At 65.0% G+C, this 19,904-nt stretch carries 27 protein-coding genes and 1 pseudogene; 12 read left to right on the top strand and 16 right to left on the bottom strand.

The window, feature by feature from the left end; all coding sequences use genetic code 11:
* The first annotated feature begins 47 nt into the window (after nucleotides 1-47).
* Nucleotides 48-1,523: a nucleobase:cation symporter-2 family protein gene (locus ACFWYE_RS15280; protein ID WP_379112425.1), complete on the top strand. Its 1,476-nt coding sequence runs from the start codon at nucleotides 48-50 to the stop codon at nucleotides 1,521-1,523.
* A gap of 69 nt (nucleotides 1,524-1,592) precedes the next feature.
* Here the strand turns inward: ACFWYE_RS15280 and ACFWYE_RS15275 are convergent, their stop codons facing one another.
* The gene (locus ACFWYE_RS15275; RefSeq protein ID WP_379112423.1) at nucleotides 1,593-2,453 is read right to left on the bottom strand and encodes a LysR family transcriptional regulator; all 861 of its coding nucleotides are present in this window, start codon (nucleotides 2,451-2,453) and stop codon (nucleotides 1,593-1,595) included.
* Between the two features lie 99 nt (nucleotides 2,454-2,552).
* On the opposite strand from ACFWYE_RS15275, the gene ACFWYE_RS15270 reads away from it, so the two are divergent.
* Nucleotides 2,553-3,011: a DUF3237 domain-containing protein gene (locus ACFWYE_RS15270; RefSeq protein ID WP_379112421.1), complete on the top strand. Its 459-nt coding sequence runs from the start codon at nucleotides 2,553-2,555 to the stop codon at nucleotides 3,009-3,011.
* A 221-nt stretch (nucleotides 3,012-3,232) separates the two neighbouring features.
* On the opposite strand, the gene ACFWYE_RS15265 is transcribed toward ACFWYE_RS15270, so the two are convergent.
* Together ACFWYE_RS15265 and ACFWYE_RS15260 are read right to left on the bottom strand one after the other, a co-directional pair.
* Nucleotides 3,233-3,451 (bottom strand): hypothetical protein, encoded by a 219-nt coding sequence (locus tag ACFWYE_RS15265; RefSeq protein ID WP_379063816.1) that lies wholly within the window; start codon nucleotides 3,449-3,451, stop codon nucleotides 3,233-3,235.
* A 93-nt stretch (nucleotides 3,452-3,544) separates the two neighbouring features.
* Nucleotides 3,545-3,943, bottom strand: coding sequence for a DoxX family protein (locus ACFWYE_RS15260; protein ID WP_379112420.1), 399 nt, complete (start codon nucleotides 3,941-3,943; stop codon nucleotides 3,545-3,547).
* A gap of 344 nt (nucleotides 3,944-4,287) precedes the next feature.
* Between ACFWYE_RS15260 and ACFWYE_RS15255 the strand changes: the two genes are divergently transcribed.
* Entirely contained in the window at nucleotides 4,288-4,626 is a 339-nt protein-coding gene (locus ACFWYE_RS15255) for a hypothetical protein (RefSeq protein ID WP_379112418.1), read from the top strand.
* Between the two features lie 63 nt (nucleotides 4,627-4,689).
* Here ACFWYE_RS15255 and ACFWYE_RS15250 read toward each other — a convergent pair whose 3' ends face one another.
* The gene (locus ACFWYE_RS15250) at nucleotides 4,690-5,154 is read right to left on the bottom strand and encodes a hypothetical protein (RefSeq protein ID WP_379063822.1); all 465 of its coding nucleotides are present in this window, start codon (nucleotides 5,152-5,154) and stop codon (nucleotides 4,690-4,692) included.
* A gap of 262 nt (nucleotides 5,155-5,416) precedes the next feature.
* Between ACFWYE_RS15250 and ACFWYE_RS15245 the strand changes: the two genes are divergently transcribed.
* Entirely contained in the window at nucleotides 5,417-6,007 is a 591-nt protein-coding gene (locus ACFWYE_RS15245) for a GNAT family N-acetyltransferase (protein WP_379063824.1), read from the top strand.
* Between the two features lie 15 nt (nucleotides 6,008-6,022).
* Here ACFWYE_RS15245 and ACFWYE_RS15240 read toward each other — a convergent pair whose 3' ends face one another.
* From ACFWYE_RS15240 to ACFWYE_RS15225, 4 genes are read right to left on the bottom strand one after another with little or no spacing between them, the layout of a single operon-like run.
* A complete protein-coding gene (locus ACFWYE_RS15240) occupies nucleotides 6,023-6,358 on the bottom strand; it encodes a cupin domain-containing protein (RefSeq protein WP_379112416.1) in 336 nt (111 codons plus the stop codon).
* 59 nt (nucleotides 6,359-6,417) lie between these two features.
* On the bottom strand, nucleotides 6,418-6,714 hold the full coding sequence (locus ACFWYE_RS15235) for a hypothetical protein (RefSeq protein WP_379063828.1): 297 nt from the start codon (nucleotides 6,712-6,714) through the stop codon (nucleotides 6,418-6,420).
* 38 nt (nucleotides 6,715-6,752) lie between these two features.
* Nucleotides 6,753-7,136, bottom strand: a complete 384-nt coding sequence (locus ACFWYE_RS15230) for a hypothetical protein (protein ID WP_379063830.1) — start codon at nucleotides 7,134-7,136, stop codon at nucleotides 6,753-6,755.
* Complete coding sequence (locus ACFWYE_RS15225) at nucleotides 7,133-7,462, bottom strand: hypothetical protein (protein ID WP_379112414.1); 330 nt, start codon at nucleotides 7,460-7,462, stop codon at nucleotides 7,133-7,135. Before ACFWYE_RS15225 ends, ACFWYE_RS15230 begins: the two co-directional genes overlap by 4 nt.
* A gap of 209 nt (nucleotides 7,463-7,671) precedes the next feature.
* Here ACFWYE_RS15225 and ACFWYE_RS15220 point away from each other — a divergent pair, with 209 nt between their 5' ends.
* Entirely contained in the window at nucleotides 7,672-7,803 is a 132-nt protein-coding gene (locus tag ACFWYE_RS15220) for a hypothetical protein (RefSeq protein WP_379063834.1), read from the top strand.
* Nucleotides 7,804-7,883: 80 nt separating this feature from the next.
* On the opposite strand, the gene ACFWYE_RS15215 is transcribed toward ACFWYE_RS15220, so the two are convergent.
* Both ACFWYE_RS15215 and ACFWYE_RS15210 read right to left on the bottom strand, forming a co-directional pair.
* Entirely contained in the window at nucleotides 7,884-8,096 is a 213-nt protein-coding gene (locus ACFWYE_RS15215) for a 4-oxalocrotonate tautomerase family protein (RefSeq protein ID WP_379063836.1), read from the bottom strand.
* 26 nt (nucleotides 8,097-8,122) lie between these two features.
* Nucleotides 8,123-8,856 (bottom strand): annotated as a pseudogene (locus tag ACFWYE_RS15210) (SDR family oxidoreductase).
* Nucleotides 8,857-8,994: 138 nt separating this feature from the next.
* On the opposite strand from ACFWYE_RS15210, the gene ACFWYE_RS15205 reads away from it, so the two are divergent.
* On the top strand, nucleotides 8,995-9,888 hold the full coding sequence (locus ACFWYE_RS15205; RefSeq protein ID WP_379112412.1) for a LysR family transcriptional regulator: 894 nt from the start codon (nucleotides 8,995-8,997) through the stop codon (nucleotides 9,886-9,888).
* 58 nt (nucleotides 9,889-9,946) lie between these two features.
* Here ACFWYE_RS15205 and ACFWYE_RS15200 read toward each other — a convergent pair whose 3' ends face one another.
* Complete coding sequence (locus ACFWYE_RS15200) at nucleotides 9,947-10,198, bottom strand: hypothetical protein (protein ID WP_379112410.1); 252 nt, start codon at nucleotides 10,196-10,198, stop codon at nucleotides 9,947-9,949.
* 155 nt (nucleotides 10,199-10,353) lie between these two features.
* Between ACFWYE_RS15200 and ACFWYE_RS15195 the strand changes: the two genes are divergently transcribed.
* The 4 genes from ACFWYE_RS15195 (at nucleotide 10,354) to ACFWYE_RS15180 (ending at nucleotide 13,986) form a co-directional block, all read left to right on the top strand.
* Nucleotides 10,354-11,361, top strand: coding sequence for a serine hydrolase domain-containing protein (locus tag ACFWYE_RS15195; protein ID WP_379112408.1), 1,008 nt, complete (start codon nucleotides 10,354-10,356; stop codon nucleotides 11,359-11,361).
* A gap of 321 nt (nucleotides 11,362-11,682) precedes the next feature.
* The gene (locus tag ACFWYE_RS15190) at nucleotides 11,683-12,051 is read left to right on the top strand and encodes a DUF2147 domain-containing protein (RefSeq protein ID WP_379112406.1); all 369 of its coding nucleotides are present in this window, start codon (nucleotides 11,683-11,685) and stop codon (nucleotides 12,049-12,051) included.
* Between the two features lie 4 nt (nucleotides 12,052-12,055).
* Complete coding sequence (locus ACFWYE_RS15185) at nucleotides 12,056-13,483, top strand: cryptochrome/photolyase family protein (protein WP_379112404.1); 1,428 nt, start codon at nucleotides 12,056-12,058, stop codon at nucleotides 13,481-13,483.
* Between the two features lie 101 nt (nucleotides 13,484-13,584).
* Nucleotides 13,585-13,986 carry a DUF2177 family protein gene (locus ACFWYE_RS15180; RefSeq protein WP_379112402.1) on the top strand — a complete coding sequence of 134 codons (402 nt, stop codon included), beginning with the start codon at nucleotides 13,585-13,587 and terminating at the stop codon, nucleotides 13,984-13,986.
* A 6-nt stretch (nucleotides 13,987-13,992) separates the two neighbouring features.
* Here the strand turns inward: ACFWYE_RS15180 and ACFWYE_RS15175 are convergent, their stop codons facing one another.
* Genes ACFWYE_RS15175 through ACFWYE_RS15160 form a run of 4 tightly spaced genes read right to left on the bottom strand, consistent with a single transcriptional unit; the run spans nucleotide 13,993 to nucleotide 17,067 of the window.
* Nucleotides 13,993-15,024 carry an SAM-dependent methyltransferase gene (locus ACFWYE_RS15175; protein ID WP_379112400.1) on the bottom strand — a complete coding sequence of 344 codons (1,032 nt, stop codon included), beginning with the start codon at nucleotides 15,022-15,024 and terminating at the stop codon, nucleotides 13,993-13,995.
* Nucleotides 15,015-15,860 carry a DUF1295 domain-containing protein gene (locus tag ACFWYE_RS15170; RefSeq protein WP_379112398.1) on the bottom strand — a complete coding sequence of 282 codons (846 nt, stop codon included), beginning with the start codon at nucleotides 15,858-15,860 and terminating at the stop codon, nucleotides 15,015-15,017. The genes ACFWYE_RS15175 and ACFWYE_RS15170 overlap by 10 nt, the downstream gene beginning before the upstream one ends.
* A 14-nt stretch (nucleotides 15,861-15,874) precedes the next feature.
* Nucleotides 15,875-16,498 (bottom strand): ChrR family anti-sigma-E factor, encoded by a 624-nt coding sequence (locus ACFWYE_RS15165; RefSeq protein ID WP_379112396.1) that lies wholly within the window; start codon nucleotides 16,496-16,498, stop codon nucleotides 15,875-15,877.
* On the bottom strand, nucleotides 16,495-17,067 hold the full coding sequence (locus ACFWYE_RS15160; RefSeq protein WP_379112394.1) for a sigma-70 family RNA polymerase sigma factor: 573 nt from the start codon (nucleotides 17,065-17,067) through the stop codon (nucleotides 16,495-16,497). The genes ACFWYE_RS15165 and ACFWYE_RS15160 overlap by 4 nt, the downstream gene beginning before the upstream one ends.
* A 235-nt stretch (nucleotides 17,068-17,302) precedes the next feature.
* Between ACFWYE_RS15160 and ACFWYE_RS15155 the strand changes: the two genes are divergently transcribed.
* The gene (locus tag ACFWYE_RS15155; RefSeq protein WP_379112392.1) at nucleotides 17,303-18,649 is read left to right on the top strand and encodes an NAD(P)/FAD-dependent oxidoreductase; all 1,347 of its coding nucleotides are present in this window, start codon (nucleotides 17,303-17,305) and stop codon (nucleotides 18,647-18,649) included.
* Entirely contained in the window at nucleotides 18,646-19,473 is an 828-nt protein-coding gene (locus ACFWYE_RS15150) for a DUF1365 domain-containing protein (protein ID WP_379112390.1), read from the top strand. Before ACFWYE_RS15155 ends, ACFWYE_RS15150 begins: the two co-directional genes overlap by 4 nt.
* A 3-nt stretch (nucleotides 19,474-19,476) precedes the next feature.
* Here ACFWYE_RS15150 and ACFWYE_RS15145 read toward each other — a convergent pair whose 3' ends face one another.
* A complete protein-coding gene (locus tag ACFWYE_RS15145) occupies nucleotides 19,477-19,803 on the bottom strand; it encodes a PRC-barrel domain-containing protein (protein WP_379063864.1) in 327 nt (108 codons plus the stop codon).
* Nucleotides 19,804-19,904: the final 101 nt, after the last annotated feature.

The following is a 19,904-nucleotide window of genomic DNA, read 5'->3' as shown; positions in this document are numbered from 1 at the left end:
TCGAAGATAAAGCTGCGTATTTCGTTCAAGCAGGGGAGGAGACCAGTTTGACCGCAACGTTATCGCAAGTGCAGGTGCAGGCGCAGGAGCGGCCCGAAGACGAACAGCTCGGCCTGTTCGCCAACCTCGCCTATGGCTTTCAACATGTGCTGACCATGTATGGCGGCATCGTCGCCGTGCCGCTGATCGTCGGCCAGGCAGCCGGCCTTTCGCCAAACGAGATCGGCCTTTTGATCACGGCGTCGCTGTTCGCCGGCGGGCTGGCCACCATGTTGCAGACGCTCGGCGTCCCGTTCTTCGGCTGCCAGCTGCCGCTGGTGCAAGGCGTGTCCTTTGCCGGTGTCGCCACCATGACGGCGATCGTGACGGGCGGCGGCGGCCTACCGCAGGTGTTCGGTGCCGTGATCGTCGCCTCGCTGATCGGCCTTCTGATCACGCCGGTGTTTTCGCGCATCACCAAATTCTTCCCGCCGCTGGTGACCGGCATCGTCATCACCACGATCGGCCTGACCCTGATGCCGGTGGCCGCCCGCTGGGCGATGGGTGGCAACAGCGCCTCGCCTGAATTCGGCAGCATGGCCAATATCGGTCTTGCCGCCCTGACGCTGCTGATCGTGCTTCTGCTCAGCAAGCTGGGCAGTGCCACGATCTCCCGGCTTTCGATCCTGCTGTCGATGGTCATCGGCACCATCGTCGCCGCCGCGCTCGGGATGACGGATTTCTCCAGGGTGGCGGACGGGCCTTTCTTCGCCCTGCCGACGATCTTCCATTTCGGCCTGCCGGTGTTTGGAGTGGCGGCGACGATCTCGATGCTGATCGTCATCATCGTGACGCTGGTGGAGACATCGGCCGACGTGCTGGCGGTCGGCGAGATCATCGGCACCAAGGTCGATTCCCGCCGTCTCGGCGACGGCCTGCGCGCCGACATGCTGTCGAGCTCGCTGGCGCCGCTGTTCGGCTCCTTCACGCAAAGCGCCTTCGCCCAGAATGTCGGGCTCGTCGCCGTCACCGGCGTGAAGAGCCGTTATGTGGTGGCCAGCGCCGGCATGATCCTGATCGCGCTGGGATTGCTCCCGGTCATGGGCAGGATCATCGCGGCGGTGCCGCCTTCCGTGCTCGGCGGCGCCGGCGTGGTGCTGTTCGGAACGGTGGCGGCCAGCGGTATCCGCACGCTGTCCAAGGTGGAATACACCAACAACATGAACCTGATCATCGTCGCCACCTCGCTCGGCTTCGGCATGATCCCGATCGCGGCGCCGCAGTTCTACGAACATTTCCCGGCCTGGTTCGCCACCATCTTCCATTCCGGCATCAGCTCGGCGGCAGTGATGGCGATTGCCATGAACCTTCTGTTCAACCACTTCCGGGCCGGCAATTCCGACCAGCAGTCGGTGTTCGTCGCCGGCATGGAACGCACGCTGCGCTACCAGGACATCGCCTGCCTGCACGAAGGCGACTATTTCCTCGACGGCAAGCTCTACGATTCCACCGGCAAGCCGGTGCCGATCAAGCACGAGCATTGACAAGGAAAAGAGCGAGGCGCCGGCCCCCAACGCCACGCACTTACGGGCTGCCGCGAGGCAGCCCGTTCCTCATACAGCGGCGTCCCGGGCCTGCTCGTGCAGCCAGGCACATAGCTGCCGGGGCGCAAGGCGGGCATCATCGGTGCGCACCAGCGCAAAATGCCAGGCCGGACCGCTCAACACGCAGGAAAAGGGCGCTATCAGCTGCCCTGAGGCAAGAAGCGGTTCGAACAGGGAAGGCGACAGCAACGCCACGCCAAGCCCGGCGACGGCGGCGTTGGCGTCGAGCTCATGCGTCGGATAATCGACCGACGCGAAGCGCACGCCTGCAGGCGTTTCACAATGGGCTGCCGCAAACCACCGCCCCCAGTCCGGGTGCGGCAGGAGTTCGAAACCGGCCAGCGCAGATGCGTCATCCAGCGTGCGCGCGCCAATCAAGGACGGCGCCAGCATCGGCGTCACTTCGACCGGCGTGAGCCGGTATTCGTCGAGCCCTGCCCAGCCGCCGCGGCCGGTGCGGATCGCGACATCGAATGCCTGAGCGTCGCGCACATCGGCCGAGACATCGAGCTCGATGCTGGACGGCACGGGGGAGACGTAGCGCGCCAGGCGCGGGGCGAGCCAGCGCGAGGCAAATGTCGGTGGCGCCGTCAGCCGAAGCGGCGGTGTCGCGGCCTGGAAATCAGCGAGCGCGTCGGCGATGCCGGACAATGCTTCATGAACCCGACCGGCCAGAACGGCAGCGGCGGCGGTCGGCACGACACGCCGGCCGACGCGCTCGAACAGCGGCTGGCCAAGCTCGGCCTCGAGGGTGCGGATGCGCAGGCTGACCGCTGCCGGCGTCAGGAACAGGCGTTCGGCCGCGCGCGCGAAACTGCCGGCCGACACGCAGGCTTCGAGCACCCGCAGGGATTCCAACGATGGCCGCATGAACAGTTTCTCTTGTGAAGCAGACAAGCAATGCGCGTTTTGAAAGTGGAACGCCCGGGCGCAGATGTCGGCCGAAACAGGAAAAATAGGAGATCGGCCGTGCCCCTGCAATCACGACATCTGTTCACGCTTTCCATAGCACTGCATCCGACGCTGGACCTCGGGCAGACGCCGGCCGGCGGCCGGCGCATCTTTCCTGTCGCTGGCGGGCATTTCCGCGGCGAGCGCCTCAGCGGCGAGGTGTCGCCGCTGATCGGCTCCGACCTGCTCCTCGCCCGCCCGGACGGCACGTTCCAGCAGGATGTCAGGCTGCTGCTGGTGGCCGACGATGGCGGCCTGGTGCTGATGACCTATCGCGGCATCCGACACGCGTCCCCAGAGGTCGACGAGCGGCTGCGCCGCAACGAACCCGTCGATGCCAGCGAATACTACCTGCGCACCACGCCCTGTTTCGAAACCGCGGCGCCGGCCCATGAATGGCTGAACCGGGTCGTATCGGTCGCCACGGGCGCAAGGTGCCCGGGCGGTGTCGAATATGAAGTCCACGAAATCCTCTGATGTGTCCCGGCTCGCCCGAAAGCCGGTTGTCCGGACAGTTGTGGAGGGCTCGATGAGAACGATGCGACGATATCTGCAGCGGGCATTGGAGTGGCGTCGTCGTCAGCGGGCGAGGCGGCACAGCCGCCTGGAGCTGCTAGCCGACAGGGACCTGCAAGACCTCGGCTTCCAGCGCAGCGATTTCGACGGCCACGCCTATCCCATGCCGGCTGAGCCTCGGGCTATTTCGCCTGCAGCTGGGCGTCATAGGCACTGTCCAGACGGTCCATCATGCTCTGAAGCGCCTTGTCGACGTCGAACGCGGTCGGCCTGATCTGCAGTTGCAGGGCGGCGCGACGCAACAGGATGGCGACGTCATGCGGCGACAGCTCGGCGAGATTGTCCGCCGCGCGCACCAGTTCCTCGATCAACCACTCGTCGCTGCCCGATGGTACGCCCATGCTTCCCCGCGGAGCGCTGCCTGACCGTTCCTCTCTAGCACAATCGGGTAAACGAAGAAATCGTCCGACTTGTCGGCGCGGGAGCGCCCGAACCTATCTGGGCTGCAAATGGCTTGCCAGCTCGGCCCGGAGCGCATCCAGGCTCCAGCGGCCGGCACCGGCGGTAACGAGATACATGCAGACGACACTCGCCAGCATGAAGCCGGTTGCCTCCGTCGTCGGCCAATAAAAACCTGACTGATACCAGTAGGGAAACATGACGAGAAAATTGACCGAGAGGATGAATGCCGCAACGCGCGTGAACAGGCCGACGAGGATCAGCGCGCCGGCGAATATCTGCACCCAGCGCGAAGCCCAATAAAGCGTGAATGCCGGATGGTCCGTCGCGAGAGGTGGCTGCAAGAGGGTGGGAATGCTGCAGTACAGATACGTCAGACCGCAAACGATGCGCATGACGCCCAGCATGTGCTGAGAATACTTTTCTGGATTCATGACACGCGCCCCCGTCGTGTTTCATCTATTGCAAGAATGATGAATTTGTAAATCGACAAAATCACCACCAAGTCGATCGTGAAAAAATGCAAAATATGAAATAAGTTTCATTATTTGAACGATCATTTTCATATCATAAAATTCTCGCATCCGCCTTGATTTGTGCAGATGTATACTAGTATGCATGAGGATCACTTGATTTCCCCTCTCGGACACCGCCTGCCAGGCGACCGAACCCTCTCGACCATGCCGCCTCGGCTCCCATGCACGCCGAAATACGTCACTTGCCGTATTCTTGAAGCGGCGCCCAGCTGCTAGTTCGCGGGAGCAGCACGAGCCGTTACATGGAATCCTCGAAACCAGGCCGCGACAAGGTCGAACGCGAACAGCACGACATTGTCGACCTCCGACACGTGCAGTCGTTCCGCTCGGGGCAGCCCGTGCCCGAATGGCTGTTGTTCCTCGCGCCGCAAAGCCGGCAGGCAAATCGCGGCACGTTCTGCTTTGCGGCCGATGCCGATCTGTACGAGAAGCAGGGCAGATATTGGCTGCTGCCTGCCGATCCGCTGACCATGGAGTTCATGTTCGCGATGATCGGAACGCAGGACTGCACACTGGCTGCCGGCAGCCAGCAGGTATCCTGGCCGGCACAGATCATGACGGCGCGTTCGGCAGAGACGTGAGAATGCCTGCGGTGAAATTGCCGGTCAGCCACTGTCCCGCGGAGGCTGACTATCTGTCGTACGTCAGTTCACCCGGCTCGGGCACAGCGCCTTGAACTGACCGAGCGCGACGTCGTAGCCCGACGCGCTGGAGCCATCCAGCGGCTCTTTCCCATCCGCCTCGACCAGCAGGAATTCGGTCGCGGTACCGGCCGCTTCATAGTCCGGGTTCTTGCCCTGGAAGCGGTAGTCCTGTCCGTAGAAAGTCCTGAACGCGCCAGTTTCGCAGTTGGCCGTGATCTGCGGCTGCAACTCGGTCTTCATCGTGTCGGAGACGCATTTGCGCGTGACCTTCTGCACATATTCCCGGCAGTAGGCGATGGCATTGGCCTTGGTGAGTTTGGCCGTGATCCTGGCGTCGGCGGAGCCGATGTCGGACTTGTCGGTCACTGTCACTTCCTCGCCGGCGCGCGAGCCGTAGAAAATCGTTTCGGCCTCTGCAGCAGCGCTCATGGCGAGCAGCAGCCCGATCGTGGTGACTATGCGCATCTTTGTTCCTTTCCAGCCACGGCCTTCATAACACGCCACGGCTCCCCTTTGCCCCCCATTCCTGCAGATGTTGCGGCACCTCCCCGGCATGCGCGACCTGCCGGGTTCGTGTTGGCTCCACCTTGGGCTTTTTTGGGGCACCTTGCCCGACATCGCGCCGTGGCCCAAACGATTGCCGCCAGGCGAAGCAGCGGCGGCGCAACCGGCGATGGACGCCGCGCACCGGTTCTGGCTAGTCTTGGCGGCTGCAGTGGGAGGCACCATGCCATTGGATTCTATCGTCCTTACCGGGAAACATGTCGAGCTCGTGCCCCTGTCGCAGGATCATTGCAGCGCCCTTTCGGAAGCCGTGCGTGATGGTGACCTCTGGCAATTGTGGTACACCGCCATTCCTTCACCGGAGGCGATGAGTGCCGAGATCGACCGCCGGCTCGGCCTCAGGGCCACGGGAAGCATGTTTCCCTTCACGGTGCTGGAAGGCCCCGGCGGGCGGCCGGTGGGCATGACGACCTACATGAACATCGAGCTCGCGAAGCCGCGGCTGGAAATCGGTTCGACCTGGTATGCCGCCAGCATGCAGCGCACGCCGCTCAACACCGAAGCGAAGCTTCTGCTGCTGGGCTATGCCTTCGACAGGATCGGCTGCCTGGCCGTCGAATTCCGCACGCATTTCATGAACACGGCGAGCCGCCGGGCGATCGAGCGGCTCGGCGCCAGGCTGGACGGGATCCTGCGCCACCACCAGCGCATGGGAGACGGCACGCTGCGCGACACCTGCGTCTACAGCATCACGCAGCCGGAATGGCCGACGGTGCGTTCGCATCTGCGCTGGCAGATCGACAAGCCGCGCTGAGTGCGCAGGCCGCCTTCAAGGGAAGATCAGATAGGTCTTGCGAACCGTCTCGACGATGTTCCATTCGCCTTGCGTGTTGGCGGCGAAATAGATCGCGTCGCCGGCGCGGAATTCGATCGGCTCGCCGCCGTCCGGGGTAAAACTGCCCTGCCCCGAGATGAAACAGCTGTATTCGGCCTGCGGCACCTGGCGGCGGAAGCGGCCGGGCGTGCATTCCCAGAAACCGGTGGATCCGACCGGTAGCTCCTGATCGGCAGCGGTCCTGACAAGAGCTGCCGGCTCGCTGACCGGCATGCTGACCGCCACCGGTGGACCGAACGCGCTGTCGGCACGGATCAGGGTTGGGGACACGATGAGGTTCTCCTGGTTCAGGGAAGTGCGCGCGATCACTCGGGACGGCGTCCGACCGCCTATCGATCGTTCGCCGCATCGGCGAGAAAACTGAATAGACCTGAGAGATGGAAAAAGGCGTGCCAGTCGCTTTGGCTGTCAGGGTCGGCTGCCTCGGCACGGATGTCCGTCAGGCAATCGGCGACACTCGCCATCACTGGAGCCGGAACGGCGTCGAGATCGAACGCCTCTTCGAACCAGGTCTGCCAGAACGCGTCCTGAGCAACCGGATACCGGCTGATCCCACGATGCTCGAGCCGGTCGAAAAGCCCGTTCACGAGATTGCGCAATTCATGCAGATCGACCACGTCAGCCATCGTTTCACCCAAATGCAAACGTCCCTCGCAGGTGCAGGCTATGTCGTCGATTGCACGACGTCGAACGTTTCCAGTTCACCGTCGAGCATCTTCCCCAGGTGCAGGCGGAACAGTTCGAGTGCGGCATGGTCGAGGGGAATGGCGATGCGCGCCATCGAAAGACGGTCCGACACCTGGACCAGAAGCTGAAGGTGGCCGACGCGATCGGACTGGCTCGCCGTCAGGACGACAATTCCCGGTTCGACGATTTCCACCATGCTGTGCTGCAACGGAAAGCCTCCCAGTGCGGACAGGAACCCGCGCAGCCGGCGCACATCATCTTCATGGAGCGTGACGGTACCGCGTCCGCGGAACGCACCGCTCTCGACCGCCACATCAATGGAGCCCAGGTCAAAATCGCAATGGAATTCCGCTCGTGTCATGGGAGGTCGTGTGGCGGCAGCAAAACGTAGCGCTGCATCAACCTGAGTGTCGCGCCTGCGGCGGCTTCCAGTTCAGCTGGCAAATCAAGCCGTACCTGCAGGTTGTCGGTACCCTGGTCCACGCCCAAATACGCCGTGATCGGGTTGGGTCCGTCAAACTGGCACTCTGCCCATCTTGGTGGCGATGCGTCGGCATCGGAGGTGTTGACCTCGTCGACAAACACTTTGCGCAAACCATGGTCGAGCTGCTCGCCGGCCAGGGCACTGATCTCATCGATCAGCGGGGTAAGGTTTTGAAGCAAGACCCAGTCGCCCAGTCTGGTCATATGTCCCCCGAGACACCCGGCATGTTGAGCCCTCCGATGCGTCCATGCTCCCGGCCCTTCCGGCAGCCCGCAACGATGGTAGTTCACGTATATGACTTATCATGACCTGCAACTGAAGTTGCGAGAGATCATCGCGGCTGAAAGCACCATCGCACCGCAATGGGCAAAGGTCGGTGAGTTGTCGCTTTCGCTGAAGGGGCAGCACGAACATGAGCTGGATGAAATCCCCGAGACTGTCTTTTCACTACCTCGACGACTTCGACATCCGCGAGCGCGACGCTGCCCACGCCAGCAGGCGACGCCAAGATTTGCAGCCGTTCCTGAACGGTGAAGATGATTGAGCCGAGGCTGGCAGCACTGCCAATGCCGCCCATTCGCACTCCCATCACGCCCAGACTGGGGATCAGAGTGCACGGCTGATCTAGCCCTTCGCCCGATATGCTTCGGGTACGACGAAGACCTCGTCGGCGCGGCCATAGCCGCCGTCCGGCACTTCCTCGATCAGCACCATGGTGTGCGGGCGCGCGGCCTCGCTGAAATAGTCGACGAACAGAGCGGTGACGCGGTGGACGATCTCCTCCTTCTGGACTTTCGAAAGGGCGGCCTGCGGCACCTTGATGTTGGCGAAAGGCATATCGGTTTCTCCGGATTTGATTGCGCTCAGATGACGCCGCCGTTGGCCCGAATGACCTGGCCGTTGACCCAGCCGCCCTCGGGCGAGGCCAGGAAGGCGACGACACGGGCGATGTCCTCAGGCTGGCCAAGCCGCCTGAGCGGGTTCATACCCGTGATGGCACGGACCTGGTCCTCGCTCTTGCCCGCGAGGAAGAACTGCGTCTCGACCGGGCCGGGCGCCACGGCATTGACGGTGATGCCGCGCGGCCCGAGCTCCTTGGCAGGATGTGGGTCATGGCCTCGACCGCCGCCTTGCTGGCGGCATAGACACCGTAGCCGGGCTGATAGAGCCCGACGACGCTGGACGAGAAGGAGATGATGCGGCCGCCATCGCGCAGCCGCCGCGCCGCCTCGCGCATGCCGCGGAAGACGCCGCCGAGGTTGAGTGCGACCTGGCGGTCGAAATCTGCATCCGCGACTTCGGCGAGCGCGCCGAGCTTCATGGTGCCGGCATTGTTGACGAGCACATCGACACCGCCGAATGCCTGTTCGGCGGCATCGAACAGCGACACGACGGCGGACGCTTCGCCGATATCGGCCTGGACGGCGACGGCGCGGTCGCCTTCCCTTTCGATGGCGGCGGTGACCTGTTCGGCCTCCTCGCGGCCACGCGCATAGTTGACGACGACGGCGAAACCATCATGGGCAAGCCGTTGCGCCATTGCCGCGCCGATGCCCCTCGATGCGCCGGTGACGATGGCGACACGTTGCTGCTGCATGATCCAATCTCCTGTGCTGTGCGCTGGAGATAGCGATCGCAGCGTTCGGAATAATCCCTCTATTGCCGCCATCACTATTCGGATAAGCTGAACAATTGGATGGCTCCCTTCGAGCCGACGTACGGGGCCGCGACGCGAATGGACCGTCTCGAGCAGATGCGCCTGTTCGCGCAGGTGGTGGAACGGCGCAGCTTCACGGCGGCGGCTGCCGACCTCGGCATGCCGCGCTCAACCGCCACCGAAGCGCTGAAGAGCCTCGAAACCAATCTCGGCACCCGCCTGCTGGAGCGGACGACACGGCACGTGGCGCCGACGCCGGACGGGGAGGACTATTACCGGCGCTGCCTGGATATCCTCGCCCGGCTCGACGAGGCCGAAAGCGACCTGCGCGGCGGCCAGCCACGCGGGCGGCTGCGGGTGGATGCACCCGGCCTGTTGACCCACACCTTCCTTCTGCCGCGCTTGGCCGAATTCCTAGAGCGCTATCCGCTGATCGACCTGCATCTCGGGCAAGGCGACCGGCTGGTCGACCTGGTGCGGGAAGGCATCCATTGCGCGATCCGGGCGGGCGAGCCGGCGAGCAGCGGCATGATCCTGCGACGGCTGGGCACGATCGAGGAGATCACCTGCGCCAGCCCGGCCTATCTGGCGCGGCACGGCACGCCGCAAGGCCCGGACGATCTCGACGGGCACCGGATGGCGGGTTTCGTGTCGTCACGCACCGGCGAGGTGATGCCGCTGGAGTTCATGGTCGACGGCAGCGTGCGCAAGGTCGTGCTGCCGAGCCGCGTGACCAGCAACAACTCCGATACGGCGGCCGGCCTGGCGCGGCTCGGCCTCGGGCTGATCCAGGCGCCGCGCTATCGCTTCACACAGGATCTCGCCAGCGGTGCGCTGGTCGAGATCCTCCAGGCAACGCCACCGCCACCGACGCCGCTGTCGGCGCTCTATCCGCAGAACCGGCAGGTCGCGCCGCGTCTGCGCGTGTTCCTCGACTGGGTGACCGAGGTGTTCCGGCAGGCGCAGCTTTAGGCCGGTGATGCGGGAAGCCGGCAATATCGCCGTGGGCGCTTCGCAACGATTCTCGGGATCAACGCGGGGGGCAGGGATCATAGTTTCTGTTGTCGATCAGGTCGTACGTCACGATGCCGCGTTGCCGGCACCATTGCGAAGCCGTGGTTTCCGCCTCGGCCATGGCCGCTTCGGTACGATCCGGATTGCGGGCAACGATCCAGGCCGAGCCCTCCGTCTCCTGCCCGGAAGCGTCGAAGACCGTAACCTTGTAGAGCATCTGCTCACCGACGCGCAGTATCTCAAGCTCAAGAGACAGGGATTCGGCCATTCCTTCCACCAAAGAGGTCGCGCGATGCGCAAGAACAAATAGTGCAATTCACCAACGCAGTCGCGAGGATTCCCGGTTCGATCAGCCGCAATTGCGTGCCGTCAAAAATTCACCGGATTGTCCGCAGCAAATCCGCTCCCGATTGGAGCATGCGCATGCGATTTCATGGCTGGTTGCTGGGTCTTGTCATTGTCCTGTTCCTGAACGGGCCGGCGGCGGCAGAGCCATGGCCGATCGCTGACCCGAAAGCCACCGGCTGGTCAATGCAGGAGCTTCAGACGGTGGAGGAGGCTTCCAAGGCGCTCAAGCCGGCGGCGTTCCTGATCGTGCAGGACGGCAAGGAGATCGCGGGCTGGGGCGACGTAAGCGCCAGGATCAATGTCGCCTCGGTGCGCAAGAGCCTGCTCAGCGCGCTCTACGGCATTGCGGTGTCTGAAGGGCGCATCGACCTGTCGAAAAGCCTGGCCGGCCTCGGCATCGACGACAAGGCGCCCGGCCTGACCGACGTCGAGAAGGCGGCGACGGTGCGCGATCTCCTGATGGCGCGCTCGGGCATCTACCATCCGGCGGCGCATGAAACCAAGGACATGAAACGCAAGCGGCCGGAGCGCGGCAGCCACGCGCCGGGATCCTTCTGGTTCTACAACAATTGGGATTTCAACGCGCTGGGCTCGATCTACCGCAAGCTGACCGGCGAGGACATCTTCCAGAGCTTCGAGACGCGGATCGCCCGGCCGATCGGCATGGAAGACTATGCGCCCAGTGACGGCCACTATGTGACGGAGGCCTCCTCGGAGCATCCCGCCTATCCGTTCAGCCTCAGCGCCCGAGATGCGGCCCGCTTCGGTCAGCTCTACCTCAATGGCGGCACATGGGCCGGCAGGCAGATCGTGCCCGCCGCCTGGGTGAAGGAATCGACGACGGCCTACTCCTGGACGAAGCGCGGACGACAGGGCTACGGCTACATGTGGTGGGTGTTGCCGCCAGAGCAGTGGGGACCGGGTGCCGCCTATGCCGCCGGCTTCGGCGGCCAGATCATCGCCTATGTGCCGGCCAGGAAACTGGTGGTGGTGCAGATGGTGGACCTGAAGCAGACGCCGAAGGGCATCAGGACCAGCGATTTCCTCAAGCTGCTGAAGCAGATCACGGACGCTGCGCCTTAGCACGCGCAACCGGCAAGCACCTCACACCCTGACCGTGCCCATCTACCACCTGTGCCGTGATTCCGCGCAGGCCGAGCGCATGCGGCCATGGTTCGGCAACGCCAAATCGAAGGTGGACGCATGGGCGAATGCAGGACCGCAGGGATGACGTGAACGCCGCGCTGACCAGTTGGATCGAAAATCGCGGCAACAGGCGAACCGGTTGCCAACAAAGGTTCTGACAGTTTTTGTCGGGTTTCCGCGATTTCAGGTGATCCGGCGGTCCATCCCCGGCGTAATCCCTTTGCTTTGCGAGAACCGGGGCTTGCGAGGGGGATGGACATGCGCGCACTTGTCTCGTCGTTCATGGTGTCGATTGTGGTTTGCGGAACGGCCATGGCCGACGGGATCGAGGGCAAATGGAAGCGAGGCGACGGCAACGCGCTGGTGCGCATCGCACCCTGCGGCAACAAGGTCTGCGCCACCAATCTGTGGATCGGCGACACCAGCAAGGGCGAGGCAACCGGCGACCGGCTGGTGATGTCGCTGACGCCGGGCGCCGCCGGCAGTTACTCGGGCACGGCCTACGATGCCAAGCGCAAGCTGACCTATTCGATCGTGCTGACGCCGCGAAAGGGAGGCCTGGTCACCCGCGGCTGCTTCGTCGGCAAACTGATCTGCAAGGACGTGTCATGGACCGCGGCCAGATGACGTCATGACCAGCAGTTCCATCATCGTGCTTTTCCGCAACGACCTGCGGATATCGGACAACAAGGCGCTCGCCGCCGCCGCGGACACCGGCAGGCCGGTCATCCCATTGTTCATTCTCGACGAAGCGAGTGCGGACGCAAGGCTCGCAGGCGGCGCCAGCCGGTGGTGGCTGCATCACTCGCTGGCCGCGCTCGGCAAGGCGATCGAGACGCTCGGCAACCGGCTGCTGTTGCGGGCCGGCGCGACCGACAGCATCGTGGCGGACACCATCAAGGCGAGCGGCGCCGACACGGTGCTCTGGAACCGGCGTTATGATCCGGCTGGAATGGCCGTCGACGCGGCGCTGAAGAGCCGCCTGCGCACCGACGCATTGCAGGCCGAGAGCTTCGACGGGTTCCTGCTGCACGAGCCGTCGCGCGTGGCCACGCAATCGGGCGATTTCTACAAGGTGTTCACGCCCTTCCACAAAAGGCTGGCAGCGGACGGCGAACCGCGCCACCCGGTCGATGCGCCGAAGCAACTCGCACAATGCGACACGACACTGCCCTCCGAACGCCTGGACGCGCTCGGGCTGCTGCCAACGCCGGACTGGGCTGGCGGGCTGGCCAAGCGCTGGACGCCCGGCGAGGACGGTGCGCTGGAGCGGCTGGAGACGTTCCTGGACGAACGCCTGGCCAGTTACGCCGAAGGGCGCGACAGGCCTGCCCAAGACGCCACCTCCGGCCTGTCGCCGCATCTCGCGCATGGCGAGATCACTCCGTTCCGGATCATGGCGGCGCTGCAGCGCAGCCGGGGACGCGGCGCCGAGAGCTTCGCCAGGGAACTGGCCTGGCGCGAATTCTGCTACCACCTGCTCTTTCATCGCCAGGCATTGCACCGCGAGAACTTCCGTCCGGAATTCGACGCCTTCACATGGCGCAGCACACCGGATGCCCTGAAGGCCTGGCAGCGCGGACGGACCGGCTATCCGATCGTCGACGCCGGCATGCGCGAACTGTGGCAGACCGGTTTCATGCACAATCGTGTGCGCATGATCGCCGCCTCCTTCCTGATCAAGGACCTGCTCATCGACTGGCGCGACGGCGAGGCCTGGTTCTGGGACACGCTGGTCGATGCCGATGCCGCCAACAACCCAGCCAGCTGGCAATGGGTGGCCGGATCGGGCGCCGATGCCGCACCTTATTTCCGCATCTTCAACCCGGTGCTGCAGGGCGAGAAATTCGACCCGCAGGGCAGCTATGTGCGGCGCTGGGTGCCGGAACTGGGAAAAATTCCCGACCGCTTCGTCCACCGCCCCTGGGAGGCACCGGCAGCTGTGCTGCGCGACAGCGGCCTCGATCTCGGCAGGGACTATCCGCAGCCTATCGTCGACCACGCGCAGGCAAGAGAGCGGGCAATGGCGACCTATCGGGCGACGCGCGGCGATGACTGATCCAATCGCGCGGCCGGCGCGTATCTTCTGCACACGCGCCGATGCGCCCGGGACAACGCCGCGGCCGTCGGAAAATGCGCCAGCCACCGGGAGACGACACCGTGACCTACATCGTTGCCTACATCGCCTCGCTGATCGTGTTCGGCGCACTCGACGCCATCTGGCTGACCACCATGACCAGCCGGATCTACCGGCCGGTGCTCGGCGATATCCTGCTGAGCGACTTGCGGGTCGCGCCGGCACTCGCCTTCTACCTGCTGTATCCGGTCGGCCTCGTCGTCTTCGCCGCCATGCCGGCGCTGCGCGCGGGATCGGCGGGAACAGCGCTCGCCCATGGCGCGCTGTTCGGCCTGATCGCCTATGCCACCTACGACCTGACCAACTATGCGACGCTGCGCAGCTGGACGCTGCAGATCACGCTGATCGACCTCGCCTATGGCACGGTCGTCGCCGGCCTGACCGCGCTGGCCGCCTATCAGGCGGCGCGCTGGGTTGCGGGGTGACGCTGTTCAACCTCGCGTCGGCGCCAGCCGGTAGTGGCTGACACCCCAGGCCGTGCCGTCAGCATGGCCGAACAGGCCTGACGTGGCGAGGAAGAACAATCGCCAGCGGCGATGCCAGAGGGCGGACTCCTTGCCGTAGACCTCGCGCAGGATCGTGTCGATCTCGCCTGCCCTGGCGTCGAAATTGGCGAGCCAGGCATCCGCCGTGTGACGGTAATGCTCGCCGCTCCAGCGCCATTCCTGCTCGACGGTGAAGCTCTCCGCAAAGGCGTGCATCAGACCATGGCTCGGCATGAGGCCGCCGGTGAAGAAGTATCTGGCGATCCAGTCGGCGGGATTGCCACTGTCGAAACGATAGGGCGCCAGGGCATGGCTGAAGACATGGACGAAGGCGCGGCCATCCGGCTCCAGCCAGCCCTTCATGCGCGACAGCAGCAGCCGCCAGTTCGCCATATGCTCGAACATCTCGACCGAGACGACACGGTCGAACCTCTCGCGGATCGCGAAATCGTTCATGTCGGCAGTGATGACCGTCAGGTTGTTCAAGCCGCGTCTGGCCGCCTCCATGAGGATGAAAGCGCGCTGCGAATGCGAATTGGATACGCAGGTGATGCGGGCGTTCCTGAAGCGCTCGGCCATCCAGAGCGACAGCGAGCCCCAGCCGCAGCCGAGTTCGAGGATCGCCTGCCCGTCGCGAAGATCGGCATGTTCGGCCGTGCGTTTCAGTGCCAGTTCCTCGGCTTCGGCGAGCGTGGTTGCAGAAGACGCGAACAGGCAGCACGAATATTTGCGGCGCGGCCCGAGAACCAGGCCGAAGAAGCGTTCGGGAAGTTCGTAGTGCTGGGCGTTCGCATCTGCGGTGTGGATGGCGACGGGGTAGTCCGACATCGCCTCCGCGAACGCGCGGTCCGTGCCCTCCGCCGAGGAGCCGAGGCGGCGATCGGTGCGCGCGACCAGCAGGCCGATGGCGCTTCTCAGCACGGGATCAGGCCATGGAAACGCTTCGCCCAATTGTACGGTGCGGTCTATCAGTCCCATGAAGTCACCCGTATTTTCACGCCCGGAGGCAAGGGGAAGAAGGTGCTGACGCGCCGCTGGTAGGCGCGATAGGCGTCGCCGCGCGTGGCCAGCATGTGCTCTTCCAGCGGCGGAACGCCGGACACATAGGCAAGCAGCCAGTACATGCAGACAGGGGCGGCAAGGGCCAGCCAGCCCCACTGCCAGGCGCCGATGGCCAGCAGCGGATAGGCAAGCCAGCCGAACCACTCGAAGAAATAGTTGGGGTGGCGCGACCAGCGCCACAGCCCAATTTCACAAACCTTCCTGCCATGAATGTCTGGGCCTCGGTTGGCCGGGTCGGCGGCGAAGCGGCGCAGTTGCGCATCGGCCGTCGCCTCGCCGATGATCGCAACCGCCATGATCGCGACCGCAAGCCAGTCCTGCGGGCGCAGAGCGGGTTCCGGATTGGCTGCGGCCAGCACCATGGCGAGGCCGAGCGGGATGCTGACCAAGGCCTGCTTCTGCAGCAGCAGGAACATCTGGCGCGGCGCATCCGCGCCCCAGCCCTGCAGCAGCCTGGCATAGCGCGGATCATCGGTGATGCCACGCGTGCGCCGGGCGATGTGCAGGCCGAGCCGCAGCGCCCACAGGCAGGTGAACGCCGCCACCATGGCGCGGCGTGACGCGAGCGCGTCCGAGCCTGTGGGCGGCAGGAGCGCGCCAGCCAACCCGACAAGGCCCACGCTGAAGGTCCACACCGTATCGACCCAGCCGGAATTCTTCGTCCGGCGCCATGCCAGCCAGGCCAGGCTCATGCCGCCACTCAGCGCCAGGGCGATGCAGAGGAGCGTGACCAGGAAGAGTGCGGGGGTCACGGCTCAGCGCTCCCTCACAGCCGGATCAGCGGCTGCAGCAGGCGGCCGAGGCGGCTCTGCAGGCGGATATTGCCCTGCAGCGCAACGATGCAGATACAGGGCTCGCCCTCGCAGACGGTGGGCTTGTGCTCCATCGTCTCGTCGGCCTCGTCGAAGTCTCCGGGGCCGTAACGACCGAAGGCATGCTCGAAGGCGCCCTCCAGCACGCAGGTCCATTCATAGCCGCTGTGCTTGTGGTGCGGCAGCTTCGTACCCGGTGCGGCCTTCAGCATGAAGACCTTGATGCCATCGACCTCGGGAACGGACACGGAGCGCTGGCGAACACCCGGCCCGACCCAGCGCCACGGCCCCAGCGCGTAGTCGTCGAGCGGGTCGGCCTGCGCGGTGTCCCCCGGCAGGACGCGTTCGTTCTCGATGAGCCGCAGGGCAACCTCCAGGGCATCGGCCTTCATCGCCACCGCCGGCGCCTGTTCCAGCAGAGCACCGCCAACGGCCTCGAATCGCGCCACCTCCTCGCGGCAGGCCGGGCAGCGGGCAAGATGCATGGAGACGATCAGCGCGCGTGCCTGGTCGAGCGTACCCGCTGCATACAGGGCGAGCGTCTCTTCGCTCGGGTGATGGGTGATGTGGTCGTTCATTGCAGTTCACCAAGCCGGTCGCGCAGGCGCTGCAGGGCAAGCCTGATGCGCGACTTCACAGTGCCAAGCGGAATGCCGAGCAGTTCCGCGATCTCGGAATGCGCGAGCCCATCGAAGAACGACAGCCGGATGACCCGGACCTGTTCTTCCGGCAGCGTCGCCATGGTCGAGCGGACAAGACCTTCACGCTCGGCGATGAGCAGATGCTGCTCGGGCTCATTCAGATCTTCCTCGTCCGGCTCGTCCTGCTCCTCCAGCCAGACGGCGGCGCGGCCTTCGCGCCGGATGATGTCGACGCTGACATTGCGGGCGATGGCGTAGACCCAGGCCGATGCGCTGGCGCGGGCGGGATCGAACTGTGCCGCCTTCCGCCACAGCCGGAGCAGCGTTTCCTGGGCGAGGTCCTCCGCCCGGTCGGCGCTGGCGCCCCGGCGCATCATCATCGCCTTCACGCGCGGCGCGTAAAATTCGAACATCGCCGCGAAGGCCGCCCGGTCCCGGGTTGCCGCGATGCGCGTGATCAGCCGGGCTGGATCGAATTCCACCATCACGTCGCAATATAGGTCCAAGCGTGCTGCGGCTGGCAAGAGATCACCACAATGCTGTTTCCCGTCGACTTTCCGACCGGATTACGCATGGCCGCGCGATTTGGATCACCCAAGCGATTCCGCAAAATCAGAGAATTGGAGCGTTTCCGCGTTTCCGCGAAAAACGGAAACGCTCCAGCCGTGATCCGATCGCACGCGCGGCACGTATCTGGTTGCGACGGCCGCTTTTCCCGGCCGCCGCAGGCAGGGGTGAAGCATGCAGCAGGCAAGAAAGCGCATCGCCGTGATCGGGGCAGGCATCTCCGGCCTCTCGGCGGCATGGCTCCTGGGGAAAAAGCACGAGGTCGTGCTCTATGAACGCGAAACGCGCCTCGGCGGCCATTCCAACACGGTGATGGTGAAAGGCGCGCCGGAGCCGGTGCCGGTCGATACCGGCTTCATCGTCTACAACGAGACGACCTATCCAAACCTGACAGCGCTGTTTTCGCATCTCGGCGTGAAAACCAAGGCTTCCGACATGTCGTTTTCGGTGTCGCGCGACGCCGGCCGGCTGGAATATTCCGGCGCCGGCCTCGGCGGCCTGTTCGCGCAGAAGCGTAACGTGGCCAATCCGCGCTTCTGGTCGATGCTGCGCGACCTTGTGCGCTTCTACCGTTCCGCCGCCGCCGACCTCGCCGACCTGCCCGCCTCGCACACGCTGGGCGACTATCTGCAACGCGGCGGCTATGGCGCGGCGTTCCGCGACGACCACCTGCTGCCCATGGCTGGCGCGATCTGGTCGGCGCCGTGCTCTGCCATCCTCGGCTATCCGGCCTGCGCCTTCATCTGCTTCTTCCATAACCATGGCCTGCTGATGCTGAACGGGCGGCCGCAATGGCGCACGGTCGACGGCGGCAGCATCGCCTATGTGCGCAAGCTGGCGGACGCCTTCAGCGGCAGCATCCGCCTCGGCGCCGACATCGCCGCGATCACCCGGCACGGCAGCCATGTCACCATCGCGGAGCGACAGGGCCGCAGCGAGCGCTTCGACGCAGTGCTGATCGCCACCCATGCCGACCAGGCGCTCGGACTGCTGGCCGACCCCTCATCCGAGGAACGGGCACTGCTCGGCGCCTTCCGCTACAGCCGCAACGATGCGGTGCTGCACACCGACACCAGCGCCATGCCGCGCCGGCGCACGGTGTGGTCGAGCTGGAACCATGTCGACGGCAGCGCCGGCGACGATGCCGCCAGCGTGACCTACTGGATGAACCGGCTGCAGGGTTTCGAGACACCGCAGCCGCTGCTGGTGACGCTGAACCCGCGGCAGCCGCTCGACGAGTCCAAGGTGCTGCGTCGCGAGACTTATCACCATCCGATCTTCGACCGTGCCGCCATCGAGGCGCAGAGACAGTTATGGACGCTGCAGGGCGAGCGGGGAACCTGGTTCTGCGGCGCGCATTTCGGCTCCGGCTTCCACGAAGACGGGCTGCAGTCAGGCCTGGCCGCCGCCGAGGCGCTGGGCGGCGTGGCGCGGCCGTGGTCGGTCGCCGGACAATCATCCCGCATCACGCTGCCGGAGAACTGGATGCAGGCTCAGCAGCCAAGGGAGATCGCGGCGTGAGCGGATCGCTGCTCTATTTCGGCACCGTATCACACCGCCGGCTGCGCCCGCGCCCGCACGCGCTGCGATACCGCCTGTTCTGGACGCTGCTCGATCTCGACGAGCTGGCCAGCCTGCCGAAGCGCAGCGTGCTGTTCTCCTACAACCGCCGCAACCTGCTGAGCTTCCACGACAGGGACCATGGCGACGGCTCGGGCGCGCCGCTGCGCCCCCAGGTCGAGCGCATCCTTGCCGACCACCGCATCGTCTTCGACGGCGGCGCGATCCGCCTGTTCTGCATGCCGCGCGTGCTCGGCTACGGCTTCAACCCGATCAGCGTCTATTTCTGCCATCAGCGGGACGGCCGGCTGGCGGCGATCGTCTACGAGGTGCACAACACGTTCGGCGAACGGCACAGCTACGTGTTCGACGCGCGGGACGGAAAGCAGCCCGCCGCGCATGGCTGCGACAAGCGCTTCCATGTCTCACCCTTCATGGACATGGGCATGCACTATGAATTCCGGACCCTTTTGCCGGCTGACCGTTTCGCGCTGGCCATCCGCGGCGCCGATGAGGACGGCACGCTGATCCATGCCGCGCTCGCGGGAACCGCCGCGCCGTTCGACAGCGCCGGCCTGACGCGCGGACTGCTGCTTTATCCGCTGCTGACGCTCAAGGTGATGGCGGCGATCCACTGGCACGCGCTGCTTCTGTGGCTCAAAGGCATCCACATCCGCCATAAGCCGGCGCCGCCGCAGGAGCCGACGACGCCGGCGCGGACCTCACAAGATCAAACCGACGTCACGGCAGAGGCGTCAAACGCTCTTCGTCGCTCGGCAGCTTGACAGTCACGATGCCGGCCAGGGCGCGCCGCCATCCGGCTCGTGGTGCTCGGGCATCTGCTTCAGCTGGTCTTCGGTGAACGCGGTGACAGCGTGAACCTCGCCGTCTTCGTCGCGCATCAGGTCGAGCTGGCCAGCGCGCAGTGCCACCGGCTTGGTGCCGATGCCGAGGAAGCCGCCGACATCGACGATGACCTCGCTGTCGCGACCGGCGCCATGGACATGGGAGATGGCGCCGAGATTGGCATCGTCCAGGCCGTAGACCGTGACGCCGGCCAGGGTGGCGGAGTTGATCTCGGCCGCGGTGAGACGGACATGATTGGTGTGGTCCATGGTTGTCTCCTTTCGAGCGTTGTCCTTTTCAGGCTCAGACAACCCCAACCATCGAGCCGACCGCCCGTTCCGAAAACCTGTGCCGGATGTCCTCGCCGCCG

It is taken from the genome of Mesorhizobium sp. NPDC059025, assembly GCF_042739655.1.
Lineage (GTDB): Bacteria > Pseudomonadota > Alphaproteobacteria > Rhizobiales > Rhizobiaceae > Mesorhizobium.
This window is presented reverse-complemented; position numbering and strand designations above follow the sequence as displayed.

Excerpts from the sequence above, each read along its gene's own strand:
- ACFWYE_RS15275 (WP_379112423.1), bottom strand. The coding sequence starts at position 2,453 with ATGCGGCCATCGTTGGAATCCCTGCGGGTGCTCGAAGCCTGCGTGTCG.
- ACFWYE_RS15265 (WP_379063816.1), bottom strand. The coding sequence starts at position 3,451 with ATGGGCGTACCATCGGGCAGCGACGAGTGGTTGATCGAGGAACTGGTG.
- ACFWYE_RS15260 (WP_379112420.1), bottom strand. The coding sequence starts at position 3,943 with ATGAATCCAGAAAAGTATTCTCAGCACATGCTGGGCGTCATGCGCATC.
- ACFWYE_RS15255 (WP_379112418.1), top strand. The coding sequence starts at position 4,288 with ATGGAATCCTCGAAACCAGGCCGCGACAAGGTCGAACGCGAACAGCAC.
- ACFWYE_RS15250 (WP_379063822.1), bottom strand. The coding sequence starts at position 5,154 with ATGCGCATAGTCACCACGATCGGGCTGCTGCTCGCCATGAGCGCTGCT.
- ACFWYE_RS15245 (WP_379063824.1), top strand. The coding sequence starts at position 5,417 with ATGCCATTGGATTCTATCGTCCTTACCGGGAAACATGTCGAGCTCGTG.
- ACFWYE_RS15235 (WP_379063828.1), bottom strand. The coding sequence starts at position 6,714 with ATGGCTGACGTGGTCGATCTGCATGAATTGCGCAATCTCGTGAACGGG.
- ACFWYE_RS15230 (WP_379063830.1), bottom strand. The coding sequence starts at position 7,136 with ATGACACGAGCGGAATTCCATTGCGATTTTGACCTGGGCTCCATTGAT.
- ACFWYE_RS15225 (WP_379112414.1), bottom strand. The coding sequence starts at position 7,462 with ATGACCAGACTGGGCGACTGGGTCTTGCTTCAAAACCTTACCCCGCTG.
- ACFWYE_RS15220 (WP_379063834.1), top strand. The coding sequence starts at position 7,672 with ATGAGCTGGATGAAATCCCCGAGACTGTCTTTTCACTACCTCGACGAC.
- ACFWYE_RS15215 (WP_379063836.1), bottom strand. The coding sequence starts at position 8,096 with ATGCCTTTCGCCAACATCAAGGTGCCGCAGGCCGCCCTTTCGAAAGTC.
- ACFWYE_RS15205 (WP_379112412.1), top strand. The coding sequence starts at position 8,995 with ATGGACCGTCTCGAGCAGATGCGCCTGTTCGCGCAGGTGGTGGAACGG.
- ACFWYE_RS15200 (WP_379112410.1), bottom strand. The coding sequence starts at position 10,198 with ATGGCCGAATCCCTGTCTCTTGAGCTTGAGATACTGCGCGTCGGTGAG.
- ACFWYE_RS15195 (WP_379112408.1), top strand. The coding sequence starts at position 10,354 with ATGCGATTTCATGGCTGGTTGCTGGGTCTTGTCATTGTCCTGTTCCTG.
- ACFWYE_RS15190 (WP_379112406.1), top strand. The coding sequence starts at position 11,683 with ATGCGCGCACTTGTCTCGTCGTTCATGGTGTCGATTGTGGTTTGCGGA.
- ACFWYE_RS15185 (WP_379112404.1), top strand. The coding sequence starts at position 12,056 with ATGACCAGCAGTTCCATCATCGTGCTTTTCCGCAACGACCTGCGGATA.
- ACFWYE_RS15175 (WP_379112400.1), bottom strand. The coding sequence starts at position 15,024 with ATGGGACTGATAGACCGCACCGTACAATTGGGCGAAGCGTTTCCATGG.
- ACFWYE_RS15165 (WP_379112396.1), bottom strand. The coding sequence starts at position 16,498 with ATGAACGACCACATCACCCATCACCCGAGCGAAGAGACGCTCGCCCTG.
- ACFWYE_RS15155 (WP_379112392.1), top strand. The coding sequence starts at position 17,303 with ATGCAGCAGGCAAGAAAGCGCATCGCCGTGATCGGGGCAGGCATCTCC.
- ACFWYE_RS15145 (WP_379063864.1), bottom strand. The coding sequence starts at position 19,803 with ATGGACCACACCAATCATGTCCGTCTCACCGCGGCCGAGATCAACTCC.